The sequence below is a fragment of the Pseudochrobactrum kiredjianiae genome (assembly GCF_030362795.1).
Classification (GTDB): domain Bacteria; phylum Pseudomonadota; class Alphaproteobacteria; order Rhizobiales; family Rhizobiaceae; genus Pseudochrobactrum; species Pseudochrobactrum kiredjianiae.
The window spans coordinates 160,561-176,601 of the sequence record NZ_JAUCBM010000006.1 but is presented as its reverse complement, the minus strand read 5'-3'; the positions used below and the strand labels follow the sequence as shown (position 1 = coordinate 176,601).

Here is a 16,041-nt window from a genome sequence, read left to right as displayed (position 1 = left end):
GAATATCTGCGCTTGCTTCCTGTCTGTGGGAATCAGTTGCTGCTGAATTATCTTTCAGAGAAAAAATCTGTGGCGTGAGCATAATTTTGCCGGAATTTGGCAAATGGTTCTTGAAATGCCTGATTGCGAAGTCAGGCATTTCTCAGATAATAAAATTGCCGGATATTTTCAATTAACTCATTGTTATAATTCGGTATTTTTAATTATTAGTCTTTTTAGCTGTTTGTCTTGCCTCAATGGTTTGCTAACCGTAATCTGCCGTAAGCATCAAAATAGCACTGTAAAGCGCATGAAACGGCGGGATTCGCGTGTTGCGAGTCCTGATTGTCTATGCTAGACGGCTTTCGAATTTCAATGCAGTCAGGCGGGTCGTCCGCAGGGCACAGATGGCGGTGCAAATCGGCACTTCATCGGGGGGTATTGAAAAACATCAATAAAATCGCTGTTTTTTGCATGGATAAACTATGCGGTAAAAACGGGATTTCAACCAAGAGAGATGGTTATTCGTGACAGGATCGTCTTCGCTCATTTCCGGTGTTGCTCAGCGCTATGCTGGATCCCTGTTTGATCTGGCGCTTGAGTCTAAATCCGTTGCTCAGGTGGAGAAAGATCTTGGCCGCATTGAGGCTATGATCGCGGAAAGCGAAGATCTTCGCCGCCTGATCTCCAGCCCGGTCTTCTCTACTGAAGATCAGCGCCAGGCAATTTCCGCAGTAGCTGACAAGGCCGGTATTTCCGGTCTGGTTGGTAATTTTCTGCGTGTTGTTGCCGGTAATCGCCGGTTGTTTGTTCTGCCGGGTATGATCAAAGCATTTTATCTGATCGCCGCTGAAAGCCGTGGTGAAGTTGCAGCTGATGTGACTTCGGCCCGCGAGTTGACGCAGGCGCAGCAAACTGAATTGAAGGCGACGCTGAAGAGTGTGGCCGGCAAGGACGTGACAATCAATGTCACTGTCGATCCGTCGATTCTTGGCGGTCTCATTGTGAAGCTGGGATCGCGTCAGATTGACACTTCCCTTCGCACTAAACTTTCTTCTCTTAAGCTTGCACTGAAAGAGGTCGGCTGATGGACATCCGCGCTGCGGAAATTTCCGCAATTCTGAAAGAGCAAATCAAGAATTTTGGCCAGGAGGCAGAAGTCTCCGAAGTTGGTCAAGTTCTTTCCGTTGGTGACGGTATCGCCCGTGTATACGGTCTGGACAATGTTCAGGCTGGTGAAATGGTCGAATTTCCGGGTGGCATCCGCGGTATGGCGCTCAACCTTGAAAGCGACAACGTCGGTGTTGTTATTTTCGGTTCTGACCGTGACATTAAAGAAGGCGACACCGTTAAGCGGACCGGCGCCATCGTTGACGTTCCAGTCGGTCCAGGCCTGCTCGGCCGCGTTGTTGACGCTCTTGGTAACCCGATTGACGGCAAAGGCCCGATCGTTGGTGTTGAACGTCGCCGCGTAGACGTTAAGGCTCCAGGTATCATTCCGCGTAAATCGGTTCATGAGCCGATGTCGACCGGTCTGAAAGCCATTGACGCTCTTATCCCTGTTGGTCGTGGTCAGCGCGAGCTGGTCATTGGTGACCGTCAGACCGGTAAGACCGCAATCATTCTCGACACTTTCCTGAATCAGAAGCCAATCCATGATAACGGCCCTGACAAAGACAAGCTGTTCTGCATCTATGTTGCGATCGGCCAGAAGCGTTCGACTGTTGCTCAGCTGGTTAAAGTGCTCGAAGAGCGCGGCGCTCTTGAGTATTCGGTTGTTGTTGCTGCGACTGCGTCTGATGCTGCACCTCTGCAGTATCTGGCTCCGTTCACAGGCTGCGCGATTGGTGAATATTTCCGCGATAACGGCCAGCACGCTCTGATTGGTTATGATGACCTTTCGAAGCAAGCTGTTGCTTATCGTCAGATGTCCCTGCTGCTGCGTCGTCCTCCGGGCCGTGAAGCATATCCAGGTGACGTATTCTATCTTCACTCCCGTCTTCTTGAGCGTTCAGCTAAGCTGAATGACGAACTCGGTGCAGGTTCTTTGACCGCTCTGCCGGTTATTGAAACTCAGGGTGGTGACGTTTCTGCATTTATTCCGACCAACGTGATTTCGATTACAGACGGTCAGATCTTCCTTGAAACCAACCTTTTCCACCAGGGTATTCGTCCTGCTGTTAACGTTGGTCTGTCGGTTTCCCGCGTGGGTTCTGCCGCTCAGATTAAAGCGATGAAGCAGGTTGCCGGTTCGATTAAGGGTGAGCTTGCTCAGTATCGTGAAATGGCTGCGTTTGCGCAGTTCGGCTCCGATCTTGATGCTTCAACCCAGCGTCTTCTGAACCGCGGTGCGCGTCTGACTGAACTGCTCAAGCAGCCACAGTTCTCGCCGCTGAAAACCGAAGAGCAGGTTGCTGTGATCTTCGCCGGTGTTAACGGCTATCTTGATAAGCTGGCTGTTAATCAGGTCGGTAAATTTGAAGCCGGTCTTCTGGCATCGCTGCGCTCCGAGCACAAAGATGTGCTTGACGCGATCCGCGATCAGAAGGCAATCAGCGACGAAATCAAGGGCAAACTCAAGGCAGCTATCGACGCTTTCGCCAAGAACTTTGCTTGATTAACTCTGACGGGATGAACGGATGCCTTCACTAAAGGATCTGAGAAACCGTATCGCCTCGGTTAAGGCGACGCAGAAAATTACCAAGGCGATGCAAATGGTCGCCGCGGCAAAACTGCGTCGTGCCCAGGAAGCAGCCGAAGCGGCACGGCCGTATTCTCAGCGAATGAGTGCAGTTCTGGCCAATATTGCCCAGAATGTAAGCGGTGATGATGCACCGAGACTGATGACGGGTTCCGGTAAAGATGATGTGCATTTGCTCATCGTCGCTACCGCGGAACGTGGTCTGTGCGGTGGTTTCAACTCGCAGATTGCACGTCTCGCCCGTGAACATGCCCGCCAGTTACTGGCAAAGGGTAAGACAGTAAAAATCATTACTGTCGGCAAAAAAGGTGCAGATATTCTGCGTCGCGATTTTGGCGGACTGATCATAGATCATGTTGATCTGCGTGAAGTTAAACAGCTTGGTTTCGCGAATGCAGATCAGATCGGCCGCAAGCTGATCGCGCTTTTTAACAAAGGCGAGTTCGACGTTGCGACACTGTTCTACTCGCAGTTCAAGTCGGTGATTAATCAGGTTCCGACGGCTCAGCAGCTTATTCCGGCCTCTGCCAATGGCGGAGCTGGTGACGCTGAGGCAGCGGTTTCCACTGGTGGTGCGATCTATGAATATGAGCCGGATGCGGCTGGTATTCTCGACGATCTTCTGCCGCGCAACATCTCTGTCCAGATTTTCAGCGCTTTGCTTGAAAATGTGGCCGGTGAAATGGGCGCAAAGATGAGCGCGATGGATAACGCAACGCGTAATGCTGGCGATATGATCAACAAATTGTCGATCACATATAACCGTCAGCGTCAGGCTCAGATCACCACAGAACTGATCGAAATTATTGCGGGCGCGGAAGCGCTCTAATCGGAAGGTAAGGATCGATGGCTAAAGCAGCGACACCGAAAACTACCAAGACCACGGCAAAGGCTAAGTCCGGCGAGGCTGCATCTGGTGCAGTCGGCCGTATCAAGCAGGTCATCGGCGCTGTCGTCGACGTCCAGTTTGATGATCATCTGCCTCTGATCCTGAACGCGCTGGAAACCGACAATCTCGGTAACCGTCTCGTTCTGGAAGTTGCTCAGCATCTTGGCGAAAATACAGTACGTACCATTGCTATGGACTCGACCGAAGGTCTGGTTCGTGGTCAGATCGTGCGTGATACCGGAGATGCGATCCGGGTTCCAGTCGGACCTGAAACGCTTGGCCGTATCATGAACGTAATCGGTGAACCAGTTGATGAAGCTGGTCCGATTGTGACTGCTGCAACCCGCGGTATTCACCAGCCGGCACCTGAATATATCGAACAGTCACCTGAATCCGAGATTCTGGTAACCGGTATTAAGGTTGTGGATCTTCTCGCCCCTTACGCTAAAGGTGGTAAGATTGGTCTGTTCGGCGGTGCGGGCGTTGGTAAAACCGTTCTCATCATGGAACTTATCAACAACGTGGCGAAAGCCCACGGCGGTTACTCCGTATTTGCCGGTGTTGGTGAGCGTACCCGTGAAGGTAACGATCTCTATCACGAAATGATCGAATCCGGCGTTAACAAGCTGGGTGGCGGCGAAGGCTCGAAAGCAGCGCTCGTTTACGGTCAGATGAACGAGCCGCCAGGTGCGCGTGCCCGTGTTGCTCTCTCCGGTCTGACGATCGCTGAAAGCTTCCGTGATGATGGTCAGGACGTGTTGTTCTTCGTGGATAACATTTTCCGCTTCACACAGGCTGGTTCTGAAGTGTCCGCGCTTCTCGGCCGTATTCCTTCCGCTGTGGGCTATCAGCCGACACTGGCAACGGATATGGGTCAGATGCAGGAACGCATCACCACCACGCACAAAGGCTCGATCACTTCGGTACAGGCGATTTACGTACCAGCCGATGACTTGACTGACCCTGCGCCTGCGACATCGTTTGCCCACTTGGATGCAACGACGGTTCTTAACCGTTCGATCGCTGAAAAGGGTATTTATCCTGCGGTTGATCCGCTTGACTCAACATCCCGTATGCTTGACCCGATGATCGTTGGTGAAGAGCATTATGGTGTTGCCCGTCAGGTTCAGTCAATTCTGCAGCGCTACAAGTCGCTTCAGGACATCATCGCCATCCTTGGTATGGACGAGTTGTCTGAAGAAGATAAGCTGACAGTGACACGTGCCCGTAAAATCGAGCGCTTCCTGTCCCAGCCGTTCTTCGTGGCTGAAATCTTCACCGGTTCACCAGGTAAACTGGTTGATCTGGCCGATACCATTAAGGGCTTTAAAGGTCTTTGCGCAGGTGATTACGATCATCTGCCAGAAGCAGCCTTCTATATGGTCGGTTCGATTGAAGAAGCGATTGAAAAAGCACAGAAGCTGGCACAAGCCGCTTAATGTGATTGGTCAGGCGGGCTTCGGTCTGCCTGACTCTTCTTTTGAAAGTTTGCAGGCTCAGCCTCGCTTTTATGTATAATTTCGCAGCGTATTTCCATTTATTGTGATTGACCGCTGAACTATTGAATTCAACGCCGGAACGCCGCGAATGCGGACAGGTTCAGGGATTTTGAGTGAGAAACATGGCTGGAACCTTCAAATTTGAACTGGTATCACCGGAACGTCTTCTGCTTTCTGCTGAAGTCACCGAAGTGGTAATTCCTGGCAGCGAAGGCTATCTGACTGTTCTTGCCGGTCACGCTCCTTTGATGACCACCATCATTCCTGGTAAGGTAACAGTTAAGACTGCTGACGGTAAAAACGATGCTTATATCGTCTTTGGTGGCTTTACTGATATTACGCCGGAAGGTTGCTCTTTGCTGGCAGAATCCGCACTTCATATTGATGAAATCAAGCGTGAAGATATTGCGGCTCGTATTGAGCATGCACGTAAACTTGTTGATGATGCAGCGTCTGCGGAACACCGCACTAAGGCAGAAATGTTCCTGCATCAGCTGACAACTCTTGAAGGCGCAATCCTGCCTGCATAAGGCTGATATAGTGTCTGATTTTTAAAAAAAACCGCGATATGATTATCGCGGTTTTTTTATGCCTGTAATTACAGGCTAAGATTGAAAAATGTTTACTAGTCAGAGCAAAATTCCTTAAACGTGGATCAGTTTAAGGTAAAGTTATGCTCTCATTTTAAGTGGTAGAGCGACCTTTGTGTGCCAAGTGTGGCACACGGCGCTCTAATTCTGCTCTATGGAGACGCCTTGCTCGCCGATTTTCAGCTCAACGCCTTTCGGCTTGGATTCTTGTTGATACGTATAAATTGAAAATCCGGCAATAATTACAATGAGCGCGCCAAGCAGAATATAAAGGCTGTTTTTATTCATAAAACCTCCGCAATCATAGTCATGAATGAACAGCCTGCATGGCAGGCTGTCTGATAACGGACAGAAGCTGATTAACGGCGTGCAAGCAGCGCAAGAACCAGTCCGATACCCGCAACCACGGCAGCAGTTGCAAGTGGATTTTCACGCGCGGTTTCAGAAACAGCCTGCGCCTGATGTCTGACTTCACGGGCTGCAACGCGACCACGTTTACGCAGTGTTTCATAAGTATCTGATGCACTGTCGCGGGCATCATCGTAAAGTGCAGAACCTTGTTCAGATAACTTCTTGGTCACGGTCGCCAGCTCGCTTTTCAGTTCCGCAATCTGGTCTTCAAATGTCTTTTCTGCATCATTACGCAATTTACTAGCCATGCTGATCTCCTTGTTGAATCGCTCACAACCGCAAGATGGGTGTCTCCGGTCAGGTTTTTCAAGAAGATAACGTCTCAAAGGGGATTAAGTTCCCTGCTCAGTTTAAAAATCTAATGTTGGCAGAGCTTGATGTGCGCGTTGTTAATTTTCCTGCAAGCGTGTCGAGCAGGGATCAATGACTACGCCGCCATCAAACCGGTTGGTGAGCATACCGCTGACTTCAACCTGATCGCCCGCTTTCAGGGCACTATTGTCATATTCTAAACAGATGACTTGTAGTTTTTGATTTGGGCACAGTTCCGTCACTGCTATCGGATCGTCAAGATGAATAGCTTTTACCTTGGCACGCAGGGTGATCTCCGGCCATTGCTCGGATGACTTGTCCCATTTGTCTGCAAGTGCACCAATCGTTTTACAAGTGGTTACGACAGGGCCTTGATAATCGCTGTCCGGCGTCTCTGTAAAGCCGGTGGTGACAGTGAGAAACAGAAAAGAGGTGGCAGAAAAAGCTTTGAAGAAAGAATGCGGATTTAAATTCATTATTCTGCCGATAAACCTTTTCCATGAGAGACAGGCTTATCGGCATGAAATACGGCACTTATGGGGTGAGTGTACGCAAATGTGCGATGAGTTGCTTGGCGCTTTCAACCGCAACATTTTCATCGCGGCTGACAATGGCTTCAATCATACGGGTATGGGCGGTAGATGAGTCTTGCAGACTTTCATCGCGGCGTAAGCGGAACCAGAACCGGCGGCTGTGGCTCTGCAAAGGAGCGGCAAGACGGGTGGCATAAGGATTGAGAGAAGCGCTTCCGAGGACTTCATCAAAAGCCTTGTCTGCATCAAGAAACAACGGAATATCCTGCGTGGTTGCCGCTTGCTTCATCATCACGGCTGCTTCACGCAGTTTCTCATGCTCATAGGCACCGGAGTAACGCGCTGCGTCGCGGCAGAGTATTTGTTCAACACCTTCACGCGCATCAAGAACCTTGGTGAAATCTTTCGGGTCGAGCGCGGTAATGGCAATACCAGAACGCGGGCGAACCTCCATCAGTCCTTCCCATGCCAGCCGCTGAATGGCCTCACGCACAGGCGTGCGTCCCATGCCGGTCAGTTCAATCAAAACACGTTCATTGGTCACGCTGCCCGGTTGCAGAGACAGGGTGACAATATGGCGTTCTAGCAAACGATAGGCCTGATCGGAGAGGCTGAGTGCGGAGGCGGACGAAGAACTATCCTGTTGCGCATCACTGTTGATAAATGGCCCTGACATATAGGCTGTGTCCTTATTATTGATAGGCAGCGCATGCCGGCGTGGCTGATACCTGCTTTTGTTTCTGCGGAGCCGATATTGCCGTGTAGCAATATTCAGGGTGTCTAATATTTAATGATATTTGCCCGAGAGATACTACAGCTAAGGGCATTTCTCAATATCCGCCTATGATTGAGCACTTTGACAATTGTTTGAAAGGTGGTTTTATCCCGCGCAGAATATAGTTGACTTTCATTTCTCACTTAGATATATCACTAGTATATCAATTGGGAGCTATGATATGTGGTCAGGTATTTTTCCGGCAGTTACAACAAAATTCACTGAAAATGATGCGCTGGATCACAAAGAAATGGAACGTTGCTTCGGCCTGCAGATTGATGCCGGTGTCGACGGCTTTGTGGTCGGTGGCTCGCTTGGTGAAGGTCCGATGCTTTCCGCTGAAGAAAAGCTGGATGTTTTCAAAACGGCACGTTCGGTTGCAGGTTCGCGCCCGGTGCTGATGACTGTGTTTGAAGCAGGGACCCGTGAAGGTGCGGCGGCGGCAAAAGCGGCAGCAAAAGCCGGTGCGGATGGCCTGATGGTTGTTCCAAGCCCGATTTATTTCACCAATCCTCAGGAAACGGTCACTACGCTCAAAGCGATGGCTTCAGCCGGTGGTCTGCCTGTGATGATCTATTCCAACCGCATGGCCTATCGTGTGGATGTGACCGGTGAGTGCCTTGAAGAGCTGGCGAAGGATGATCTTTTCGTTGCGATTAAAGAATCGTCAGATGATATCCGCCGTACCATTGATATCGTCAATCAGTTCGGCGATCGTTTTGATCTGTTCACCGGCGTCGACAATCTGGCATTTGAAGCGCTGACAACCGGTGCAATCGGTTGGGTGGCCGGTGTTGTTACCTCGCTGCCACGTGAGACGGTAGTGTTGTATCAGCTCATCAAGCAGAAGCGCTATGATGAAGCATTGTCGCTCTATCGCTGGATGCGTCCGCTGCTGGATCTCGATGTTTCGACCTATCTGGTGCAGAATCTCAAGCTGATTGAAGTTCATGCTATCCAGTCGAATGATCGTGTTCGTCTGCCACGCTTGCCGCTGAGCGGAGAGCGTCTGACACAGGCAGAAAAGATTGTAAAACAAGCGCTGGCAACACGGCCTGAGCTGCCAAAAATCTGATGAAAGACAGCCCCGGTTAATTCAGTTTAATCGGGGCTTTTTCCATAGCAAGAACAGTTTTTACGGCGTAAGGTCTGCATAAATAGAATTATAAACAGGGCAGGCAGGAGGGCACATGGCGTCGGTTGATAACGTCAATGTGGATGGGAATCAGAAACATTCTGAAGTGATTATTATCGGGGCAGGTATTGTCGGGATTGCTGCAGCCGCTGTGCTGAGCGAAGCCGGACATTCCGTGCTGGTTCTGGATCGCACGGGGATTTGCGAGGAGACAAGTTCCGGTAATGCGGCAGCTTTAGCCTTTTCAGAAATTTTACCGCTGGCCTCAAAAGGCGTGATGAAGAAAGTACCTGGCTGGCTGCTGGATCCGCTGGGGCCTTTTGCTATCCGCCCTTCATATGCTTTTAAATTATTGCCGTGGCTTTATCGCTTCTGGCGCGCCAGCAGTGCAGATGCTCTTCGCAACAGTACGCAAGTGCAGGGGCAGATGATGCAGCTGGCAGAGAAGGAAATGCTGGCGCTGGCGGAGCGTGCCGGTATTACGGATATGATCCATCATGAAGGCAATCTTGAGCTTTATGAAAGTGAAGCCGAGTTGCAGGCAGCGATGTCCGGCTGGGAGGCCAAAAAGCAGGCTGGTATTGATTTCAAGGTGGTGCGCGGCGCCGAGTTGGCTGCCTTGCAACCGGGATTAGATCCGCGTTTTGTGGTCGGTTGTTTTGTGCCGAAATGGAAAAACGTTTCTGATCCGAAACTCTATGGGCAGGCGCTTTGGGCCTATGCGGAAAAACTGGGTGCGTGCTATCAGCAAGCCGCAGTTTCTGCAATTGCACACGCGCCGGTTGGTGCGGAAATCAGGCTTGCAAATGGCGACGTGTTGCATAGCAAAAAACTGATTATTGCGGCTGGTGCGTGGTCGCATCATTTAAGCGCGCAACTGGGTGATGCGGTGCCGCTGGAGACAGAGCGCGGTTATAATACCACCTTGCCGGTTGGTGCGGGTGATATCCGTCGTCAGCTGACATTCCCCGGACATGCCTTTGTGATTACGCCGCTGACAACCGGTGTGCGTGTCGGCGGTGCTGTGGAACTGGGCGGGCTGACTTTGCCGCCGAATTATGCGCGCTCTGAGGCCATGCTGAAAAAAGCTAAGCAGTTCTTGCCGCAGCTGAAAACGGAAGGCGGGCGGCAATGGATGGGGTATCGTCCTTCAACGCCGGATACATTGCCGGTAATCGGCTATTCCTCGGCCTCGGATAATATCATCTATGCTTTCGGCCATGGTCATCTTGGTCTTACCCAGTCCGCCGCGACCGCACGTCTTGTGACCCAGCTACTAAATAATCAAACAACGGCTCTGCCTGTCAGTGCCTTCAGTCCAAAACGATTTTGAGAAACATCATGGCAAAACATTCGTTCTTTTGTGTTGACGGACATACTTGCGGAAATCCGGTGCGGCTTGTGGCCGGCGGAGGGCCGAACCTGCATGGTTCCAATATGATGGAAAAACGTGCGCATTTTCTCGCCGAATATGACTGGATTCGTACCGGTCTGATGTTTGAACCACGTGGTCATGACATGATGTCCGGCTCTATTTTATACCCGCCGACACGCGATGATTGTGATGTGGCGGTGCTGTTTATTGAAACATCCGGTTGTCTGCCGATGTGCGGACATGGCACGATCGGCACTGTCACAATGGCGATTGAGCAGGGGCTGATTACGCCTAAAGTTCCGGGTAAAATCAACCTCGATACGCCGGCCGGTAAAGTCGCTATCGAATATGAACAGAACGGCCAATATGTGGAGAGTGTGCGGCTGACCAATGTGCCGGCATTTCTCTATGCGGAAGGTCTGGAGGTCGAATGTCCGGATTTGGGGCTGCTCAAAGTTGATGTCAGCTATGGCGGCAATTTCTACGCAATTGTTGAAACGCAACAAAATTACACGGATATGGCCGATTATTCGGTGCTGGATCTGATTGGCTGGAGCCCTGTTTTACGCCAGCGACTCAATGAGATGTACCGTTTTCAGCATCCCGAACTGGCCGATATTAATCGCCTCAGCCATATTTTGTGGACAGGAAAACCGACGAAATCCGAAGCGCATGCACGTAATGCCGTGTTCTACGGAGAAAAAGCGATTGATCGTTCACCATGTGGCACCGGAACTTCCGCTCGTATGGCGCAACTCGCAGCGCGCGGAGAATTGAAAGCGGGAGACAGTTTTGTTCACGAATCCGTGATCGGATCACTGTTCCACGGACGGGTAGAAGCTGAGGTCCAAGTCGCTGATAAGAAAGGTATAATTCCGTCTATTGCCGGTTGGGCGCGTATGACCGGTTACAATACAATTTTCATTGATGACCGTGATCCTTTCGCTCATGGGTTTGTAGTCCGTTAAAGACGTCGCAAATAGAATATTGTTCAATCATCAAAACAATGCAGAACGGCGATTGACCGGCAATAAATTATGAGTAATCTTAAATTTCAGGAGCAGAGCAGGGGTCGTGTAATACTATATTACTAGTCGTATTTTCTATAGTTTCTGTGTAGTCGGGCAATTCGGTTTTTCCGGATTTGGTCATATTCGGCCAAGGGGAGCGGAAGCCTTGTCTGCTATCACAGACACTATCGGGGGACGATTCTCTGCAATGCCATATGATTAAGCTGCGCTGTCTGATAGGCATGCAGTAAGCCTATAAATTCTGGACGGTGCTGCGGCAGCTTATGCCTGCCGGATTGTGCAGTGGAGTAAACGATCTGAAATATAAGGGAAGTGCCTGTAAACGGCGAAAATAATTCAGATCAGAAAAGGGTGACTTTGCAATGGAATATTTTGTCCAGCAAGTGATCAACGGGCTGACGCTCGGATCGATCTACGGGTTGATCGCCATCGGTTATACCATGGTTTATGGTATTATCGGCATGATCAATTTTTCTCATGGTGATGTTTTTATGCTCGGCGCCTTCATGGCGCTTATTGTTTTTTTGATACTGACAACCTTTGTCGGTGCAGTGCCTGTGGTGCTGGCAATTCTGCTGATGATGATCGTTGCCATGATCCTCACCAGTATGTGGAGCTGGACTATTGAACGGGTCGCTTACAGACCTTTGCGCGGCTCTTTCCGCCTTGCTCCGCTGATTACCGCAATTGGTATGTCTATTGCATTGTCAAATTTTGTTCAGGTGACACAGGGCCCGCGTAATAAGCCGATCCCTGCACTGATCAATGATTCCTATTCGCTGTTTGGTACTGATGTTATTATCTCGCTCAAGCAGATTGTAATCATTGCTGTTACCGTTATTCTGCTCACGATTTTCTGGTATATTGTGAACCGCACTTCGCTGGGACGGGCGCAGCGTGCCTGTGAGCAGGATCGAAAAATGGCATCCCTGCTCGGCATTAATGTCGATCGTACTATCTCGCTGACCTTCGTGATGGGCGCGGCACTGGCTGCTGTGGCCGGTACACTGTACCTCACTTATTACGGCGTTATCTCCTTCGCAGATGGCTTTATTCCGGGCGTTAAGGCGTTTACCGCAGCGGTTCTCGGCGGTATCGGCTCTTTGCCGGGCGCAATGATCGGTGGCTTGCTGATTGGTCTGATTGAAGCGCTCTGGTCTGCTTATTTCTCGATTGATTATAAAGATGTTGCTGCATTCTCAATCCTTGCGATTGTGCTGATTTTCATGCCTTCCGGCATTCTCGGCCGTCCAGAAGTTGAAAAGGTGTAACATGGCTAATGTTTTTCAAACTTCTTCAGTGACTGCGCCGAAAGCTGCACCATCAGATTTTGCAGCGGGCATCCGTGAGGGTATCATTGCGGCAATTCTCGCCTTTGGTCTGTTTGTTTTGATTGTCGGTTTCAAAACCGAACAGAATATCAATAATGAGCTGGTGCTGGTTCAGCGCTGGGGACTGCTGTTCATACTGGTTGCTTTGTCTGGTGTTGGCCGCTTCCTGCATCGTGCGTTTCTTGTGCCTTATATGGCCAAGCGGGCAAAGGCTGAGAAACACGTCACAGCAAGCGGCGATGTTTCCTTTTTCCGCAAAAACTTCTCGAAACTCGCGATCCTGTTCCTGTTTATCTATCCGGTGCTGATTGTTGCAACGCTCGGTTTTCAGGGCTCGCTCAAATGGGTCGATAATTTTGGTGTTCAGATTCTGATCTATATTATGCTGGCATGGGGGCTGAATATTGTTGTCGGTCTCGCCGGTCTGCTGGATCTCGGTTATGTAGCCTTCTATGCCGTGGGCGCTTATTCCTACGCCTTGCTGTCCTCTTATTTTGGTCTGTCTTTCTGGACGCTGTTGCCGGTTGCCGGTATTCTTGCAGCATTCTGGGGAATTATCCTCGGCTTCCCAGTGCTACGTTTGCGAGGTGACTATCTTGCGATTGTGACACTGGCTTTCGGGGAAATTATCAGGCTTGTTTTGATAAACTGGACGGCCGTGACAAAGGGAACCTTTGGTGTTTCCGGCATTGCCAAAGCAACATTCTTTGGTATTCCGTTCAAAGCAGGGCCTGATGGTTTTGCCGCGACTTTCGGCCTGCAGTTTTCCGCAGCCCATTATAAAATCTTCCTCTATTACATCATTCTTCTGCTTGCTCTGCTGACTGCATGGGTCACAATTCGTCTGCGTCGTATGCCGATCGGCCGTGCGTGGGAAGCGCTGCGTGAAGATGAAATCGCTTGCCGTGCGCTGGGTATCAATACCACCACGACCAAGCTGACAGCTTTCGCCACCGGCGCGATGTTCGGCGGTTTCGCCGGTGCGTTTTTCGGCGCACGTCAGGGCTTTGTCAGCCCGGAGTCTTTTGTGTTCCTTGAATCCGCAGTTATTCTGGCTGTTGTGGTTCTCGGCGGAATGGGCTCGCTGATCGGGATTGCAATTGCTGCAATTGTTATGATTGGTGGCACGGAAATTCTGCGTGAACTTTCCTTTCTCAAAGCCATTTTTGGCCAGAGCTTTACGCCTGAACTCTATCGTATGCTGATCTTTGGTCTGGCAATGGTTGTGGTGATGGTCTGGAAACCACGCGGTTTCGTCGGACATCGTGAACCAAGCGCCTTCCTGAACGAGCGTAAGCTGGTATCCGGCTCCTTTACCAAGGAAGGACATGGCTGATGGCGGGGACAACAATAATGGCAAATTCTCAACTTGGTAAAAAAACACATAGCGCCGATACCATTCTGAAGGTCGAGCATCTTTCCATGCGTTTCGGTGGTCTGGTTGCGATTAATGACTTAAGTTTTGAGGCTAAACGCGGTGAGATCACTGCCGTGATCGGACCAAATGGTGCCGGAAAAACCACGGTGTTCAACTGCCTGACCGGTTTTTACAAACCAACAGGCGGCATGGTGACAATGCATCATCCAAATGGCGATAAGTTTCTGCTGGAACGGATGCCGGATTTCATGATCACCAAGAAAGCCAAAGTTGCCCGCACATTCCAGAATATCCGCCTGTTTACAGGTCTGACTGTTCTGGAAAATCTTCTGGTGGCACAGCACAATCCACTGATGGTCTCATCCGGCTTTACATTCCTCGGATTGCTGGGCTTTCCTGCCTATAAAACAGCAGCCAAAGAAGCGATTGAAAAAGCGCGTGTCTGGCTTGAAAAGATCAATCTGATCCATCGTGCAGATGATCCGGCGGGTGATTTGCCTTATGGCGATCAGCGTCGTTTGGAAATTGCCCGTGCCATGTGTACAGGGCCGGAAATGCTGTGTCTTGATGAACCGGCGGCTGGTCTTAATCCGCGTGAATCGGCAGAGCTGAATAAGTTACTGCTGGATATTCGTGACGAGACAGGGACATCTATTCTGCTGATTGAGCATGATATGTCGGTGGTTATGGAAATTTCCGACCATGTGATTGTGCTCGAATATGGGACTAAAATCTCTGACGGTGCTCCGCATTTTGTGCAGAATGATCCGAAAGTTATCGCTGCCTATCTCGGCGTTGATGATGATGAAATTACGGATATTATTGAAGGCGCAGATGGTGAAATCGGCTCTGTCGATCAGCTGGTAACGCAGCTTGCTGATGTTGAACCATCAGATGCCGTGTCAGCGGATCGTCTGGCTGGTGGTCTTGAGGCTCCACGCAATGGTGCCGCTGATAATCTGACGCTCATTAAAGGCATTGGCAGCGTGAATGAAACCAGGCTCAATGCCCATGGTATCTTTCACTTTGACCAGATCGCACTTTGGACAGAGGCAGATATCGTACTGGCCGAAACATATTTAAGCTTTGATGGCCGTATCACCCGTGAAGACTGGGTCGGACAGGCGCAGCAATTGTCTCAAGGTGAGGCAACGGAATTTTCAGCACGTGTTGAATCTGGAAAAGTGCCATCCAGCCACGGAACACCGGCAGATAAAGCTTCAAGTAAAAAAACTGAGGGGGGTAAATGATGCAGGCTCAGAACCCGCTTCTGGTAATTGATAAGGTTGAAACCTATTACGGCAATATTTGCGCTCTGAAGGGCGTGGATGTGACTGTGCAACCTGGTGAAATTGTCACGCTGATCGGTGCGAATGGTGCCGGAAAATCAACACTGATGATGACAATTTTTGGTACGCCGCGTGCCCGTACCGGACGCATAATCTTTGACGGCAAAGATATTACAACAATGCCGCCACATGAGATTGCAAAGCTGCGTATTGCGCAGTCTCCTGAAGGACGGCGTATTTTCCCGCGCATGAGTGTGATGGAAAATCTGCAAATGGGTGCCAGTCTTGATCATCAGAAATATTTTGATGAAGATGTGAAACTGATGTTTGATCTGTTTCCACGTCTCAAAGAGCGCATCAATCAGCGTGGCGGTACTTTGTCTGGTGGTGAACAGCAGATGCTGGCTATTGCCCGCGCATTGATGGCACGGCCGAAATTGCTGATGCTGGATGAGCCGTCACTGGGGCTGGCGCCGTTGATCGTCAAACAGATTTTTGAGGCGATCAAAGAGTTGAACCGCACAACGGGTCTCACAGTGTTTCTGGTAGAGCAGAATGCTTTCGGTGCGCTGAAACTTGCCCATCGTGGTTATGTGATGGTCAATGGTGTGATCACTATGAGCGGCAGCGGAAAAGAGCTTCTGGCCAATCCGGAAGTGCGTGCAGCCTATCTGGAGGGTGGCCGTCATTGATGGGAGGAGATCAGGCCGATGCCTGATCGCACTCATTGCGGTTTCTTATGCAGTTTAACGCGGTTTCAGAAGAGCGGAGGCGACAACAGACATCAATCCGGCAGATATAATGGCCGTTGTG

16 protein-coding genes are annotated in these 16,041 nt (G+C 50.3%); 12 read left to right on the top strand and 4 right to left on the bottom strand.

Features of this window, described 5'->3' with window-relative positions; translation table 11 throughout:
- Window positions 1-506: 506 nt before the first annotated feature.
- From QUF18_RS13550 to QUF18_RS13530, 5 genes are all read left to right on the top strand, one after another.
- Complete coding sequence (locus tag QUF18_RS13550; RefSeq protein WP_289387761.1) at window positions 507-1,067, top strand: F0F1 ATP synthase subunit delta; 561 nt, start codon at window positions 507-509, stop codon at window positions 1,065-1,067.
- Window positions 1,067-2,596 carry a F0F1 ATP synthase subunit alpha gene (gene atpA / locus QUF18_RS13545; protein WP_289387760.1) on the top strand — a complete coding sequence of 510 codons (1,530 nt, stop codon included), beginning with the start codon at window positions 1,067-1,069 and terminating at the stop codon, window positions 2,594-2,596. The genes QUF18_RS13550 and atpA overlap by 1 nt, the downstream gene beginning before the upstream one ends.
- Before the next feature lie 22 nt (window positions 2,597-2,618).
- A complete protein-coding gene (locus QUF18_RS13540; protein WP_289387759.1) occupies window positions 2,619-3,509 on the top strand; it encodes a F0F1 ATP synthase subunit gamma in 891 nt (296 codons plus the stop codon).
- A gap of 17 nt (window positions 3,510-3,526) precedes the next feature.
- Window positions 3,527-5,008 carry a F0F1 ATP synthase subunit beta gene (atpD, locus tag QUF18_RS13535; protein WP_289387758.1) on the top strand — a complete coding sequence of 494 codons (1,482 nt, stop codon included), beginning with the start codon at window positions 3,527-3,529 and terminating at the stop codon, window positions 5,006-5,008.
- A 182-nt stretch (window positions 5,009-5,190) separates the two neighbouring features.
- Window positions 5,191-5,598 carry a F0F1 ATP synthase subunit epsilon gene (locus QUF18_RS13530; protein ID WP_289387757.1) on the top strand — a complete coding sequence of 136 codons (408 nt, stop codon included), beginning with the start codon at window positions 5,191-5,193 and terminating at the stop codon, window positions 5,596-5,598.
- Window positions 5,599-5,799: 201 nt separating this feature from the next.
- On the opposite strand, the gene QUF18_RS13525 is transcribed toward QUF18_RS13530, so the two are convergent.
- The 4 genes from QUF18_RS13525 to QUF18_RS13510 form a co-directional block, all read right to left on the bottom strand.
- Window positions 5,800-5,946: a hypothetical protein gene (locus tag QUF18_RS13525; protein ID WP_289387756.1), complete on the bottom strand. Its 147-nt coding sequence runs from the start codon at window positions 5,944-5,946 to the stop codon at window positions 5,800-5,802.
- A gap of 71 nt (window positions 5,947-6,017) precedes the next feature.
- Complete coding sequence (locus QUF18_RS13520; protein WP_289387755.1) at window positions 6,018-6,317, bottom strand: ElaB/YgaM/YqjD family protein; 300 nt, start codon at window positions 6,315-6,317, stop codon at window positions 6,018-6,020.
- Between the two features lie 141 nt (window positions 6,318-6,458).
- Window positions 6,459-6,857, bottom strand: a complete 399-nt coding sequence (locus QUF18_RS13515) for a hypothetical protein (RefSeq protein WP_289387754.1) — start codon at window positions 6,855-6,857, stop codon at window positions 6,459-6,461.
- A 58-nt stretch (window positions 6,858-6,915) separates the two neighbouring features.
- Window positions 6,916-7,590, bottom strand: a complete 675-nt coding sequence (locus QUF18_RS13510; protein ID WP_289387753.1) for a GntR family transcriptional regulator — start codon at window positions 7,588-7,590, stop codon at window positions 6,916-6,918.
- Window positions 7,591-7,870: 280 nt separating this feature from the next.
- Between QUF18_RS13510 and QUF18_RS13505 the strand changes: the two genes are divergently transcribed.
- The 7 genes from QUF18_RS13505 (at window position 7,871) to QUF18_RS13475 (ending at window position 15,920) form a co-directional block, all read left to right on the top strand.
- Window positions 7,871-8,764, top strand: a complete 894-nt coding sequence (locus QUF18_RS13505; protein ID WP_289387752.1) for a dihydrodipicolinate synthase family protein — start codon at window positions 7,871-7,873, stop codon at window positions 8,762-8,764.
- Window positions 8,765-8,879: 115 nt separating this feature from the next.
- Window positions 8,880-10,157, top strand: a complete 1,278-nt coding sequence (locus tag QUF18_RS13500; protein WP_289387751.1) for an NAD(P)/FAD-dependent oxidoreductase — start codon at window positions 8,880-8,882, stop codon at window positions 10,155-10,157.
- Window positions 10,158-10,165: 8 nt separating this feature from the next.
- Entirely contained in the window at window positions 10,166-11,167 is a 1,002-nt protein-coding gene (locus QUF18_RS13495; RefSeq protein ID WP_289387750.1) for a 4-hydroxyproline epimerase, read from the top strand.
- Between the two features lie 425 nt (window positions 11,168-11,592).
- Window positions 11,593-12,501 (top strand): branched-chain amino acid ABC transporter permease, encoded by a 909-nt coding sequence (locus QUF18_RS13490; RefSeq protein WP_289387749.1) that lies wholly within the window; start codon window positions 11,593-11,595, stop codon window positions 12,499-12,501.
- Window position 12,502: 1 nt separating this feature from the next.
- Window positions 12,503-13,897 carry a high-affinity branched-chain amino acid ABC transporter permease LivM gene (livM, locus tag QUF18_RS13485; RefSeq protein ID WP_289387748.1) on the top strand — a complete coding sequence of 465 codons (1,395 nt, stop codon included), beginning with the start codon at window positions 12,503-12,505 and terminating at the stop codon, window positions 13,895-13,897.
- Window positions 13,897-15,189: an ATP-binding cassette domain-containing protein gene (locus tag QUF18_RS13480; protein ID WP_289387747.1), complete on the top strand. Its 1,293-nt coding sequence runs from the start codon at window positions 13,897-13,899 to the stop codon at window positions 15,187-15,189. Before livM ends, QUF18_RS13480 begins: the two co-directional genes overlap by 1 nt.
- Window positions 15,189-15,920, top strand: a complete 732-nt coding sequence (locus tag QUF18_RS13475) for an ABC transporter ATP-binding protein (protein ID WP_374807155.1) — start codon at window positions 15,189-15,191, stop codon at window positions 15,918-15,920. Before QUF18_RS13480 ends, QUF18_RS13475 begins: the two co-directional genes overlap by 1 nt.
- Window positions 15,921-16,041: the final 121 nt, after the last annotated feature.

What these genes read in the sequence shown, in the direction of transcription:
- atpA (WP_289387760.1), top strand. Translation starts at nt 1,067, where the DNA reads ATGGACATCCGCGCTGCGGAAATTTCCGCAATTCTGAAAGAGCAAATC.
- QUF18_RS13540 (WP_289387759.1), top strand. Translation starts at nt 2,619, where the DNA reads ATGCCTTCACTAAAGGATCTGAGAAACCGTATCGCCTCGGTTAAGGCG.
- atpD (WP_289387758.1), top strand. Translation starts at nt 3,527, where the DNA reads ATGGCTAAAGCAGCGACACCGAAAACTACCAAGACCACGGCAAAGGCT.
- QUF18_RS13530 (WP_289387757.1), top strand. Translation starts at nt 5,191, where the DNA reads ATGGCTGGAACCTTCAAATTTGAACTGGTATCACCGGAACGTCTTCTG.
- QUF18_RS13525 (WP_289387756.1), bottom strand. Translation starts at nt 5,946, where the DNA reads ATGAATAAAAACAGCCTTTATATTCTGCTTGGCGCGCTCATTGTAATT.
- QUF18_RS13520 (WP_289387755.1), bottom strand. Translation starts at nt 6,317, where the DNA reads ATGGCTAGTAAATTGCGTAATGATGCAGAAAAGACATTTGAAGACCAG.
- QUF18_RS13515 (WP_289387754.1), bottom strand. Translation starts at nt 6,857, where the DNA reads ATGAATTTAAATCCGCATTCTTTCTTCAAAGCTTTTTCTGCCACCTCT.
- QUF18_RS13510 (WP_289387753.1), bottom strand. Translation starts at nt 7,590, where the DNA reads ATGTCAGGGCCATTTATCAACAGTGATGCGCAACAGGATAGTTCTTCG.
- QUF18_RS13505 (WP_289387752.1), top strand. Translation starts at nt 7,871, where the DNA reads ATGTGGTCAGGTATTTTTCCGGCAGTTACAACAAAATTCACTGAAAAT.
- QUF18_RS13500 (WP_289387751.1), top strand. Translation starts at nt 8,880, where the DNA reads ATGGCGTCGGTTGATAACGTCAATGTGGATGGGAATCAGAAACATTCT.
- QUF18_RS13495 (WP_289387750.1), top strand. Translation starts at nt 10,166, where the DNA reads ATGGCAAAACATTCGTTCTTTTGTGTTGACGGACATACTTGCGGAAAT.
- QUF18_RS13490 (WP_289387749.1), top strand. Translation starts at nt 11,593, where the DNA reads ATGGAATATTTTGTCCAGCAAGTGATCAACGGGCTGACGCTCGGATCG.
- livM (WP_289387748.1), top strand. Translation starts at nt 12,503, where the DNA reads ATGGCTAATGTTTTTCAAACTTCTTCAGTGACTGCGCCGAAAGCTGCA.
- QUF18_RS13480 (WP_289387747.1), top strand. Translation starts at nt 13,897, where the DNA reads ATGGCGGGGACAACAATAATGGCAAATTCTCAACTTGGTAAAAAAACA.
- QUF18_RS13475 (WP_374807155.1), top strand. Translation starts at nt 15,189, where the DNA reads ATGCAGGCTCAGAACCCGCTTCTGGTAATTGATAAGGTTGAAACCTAT.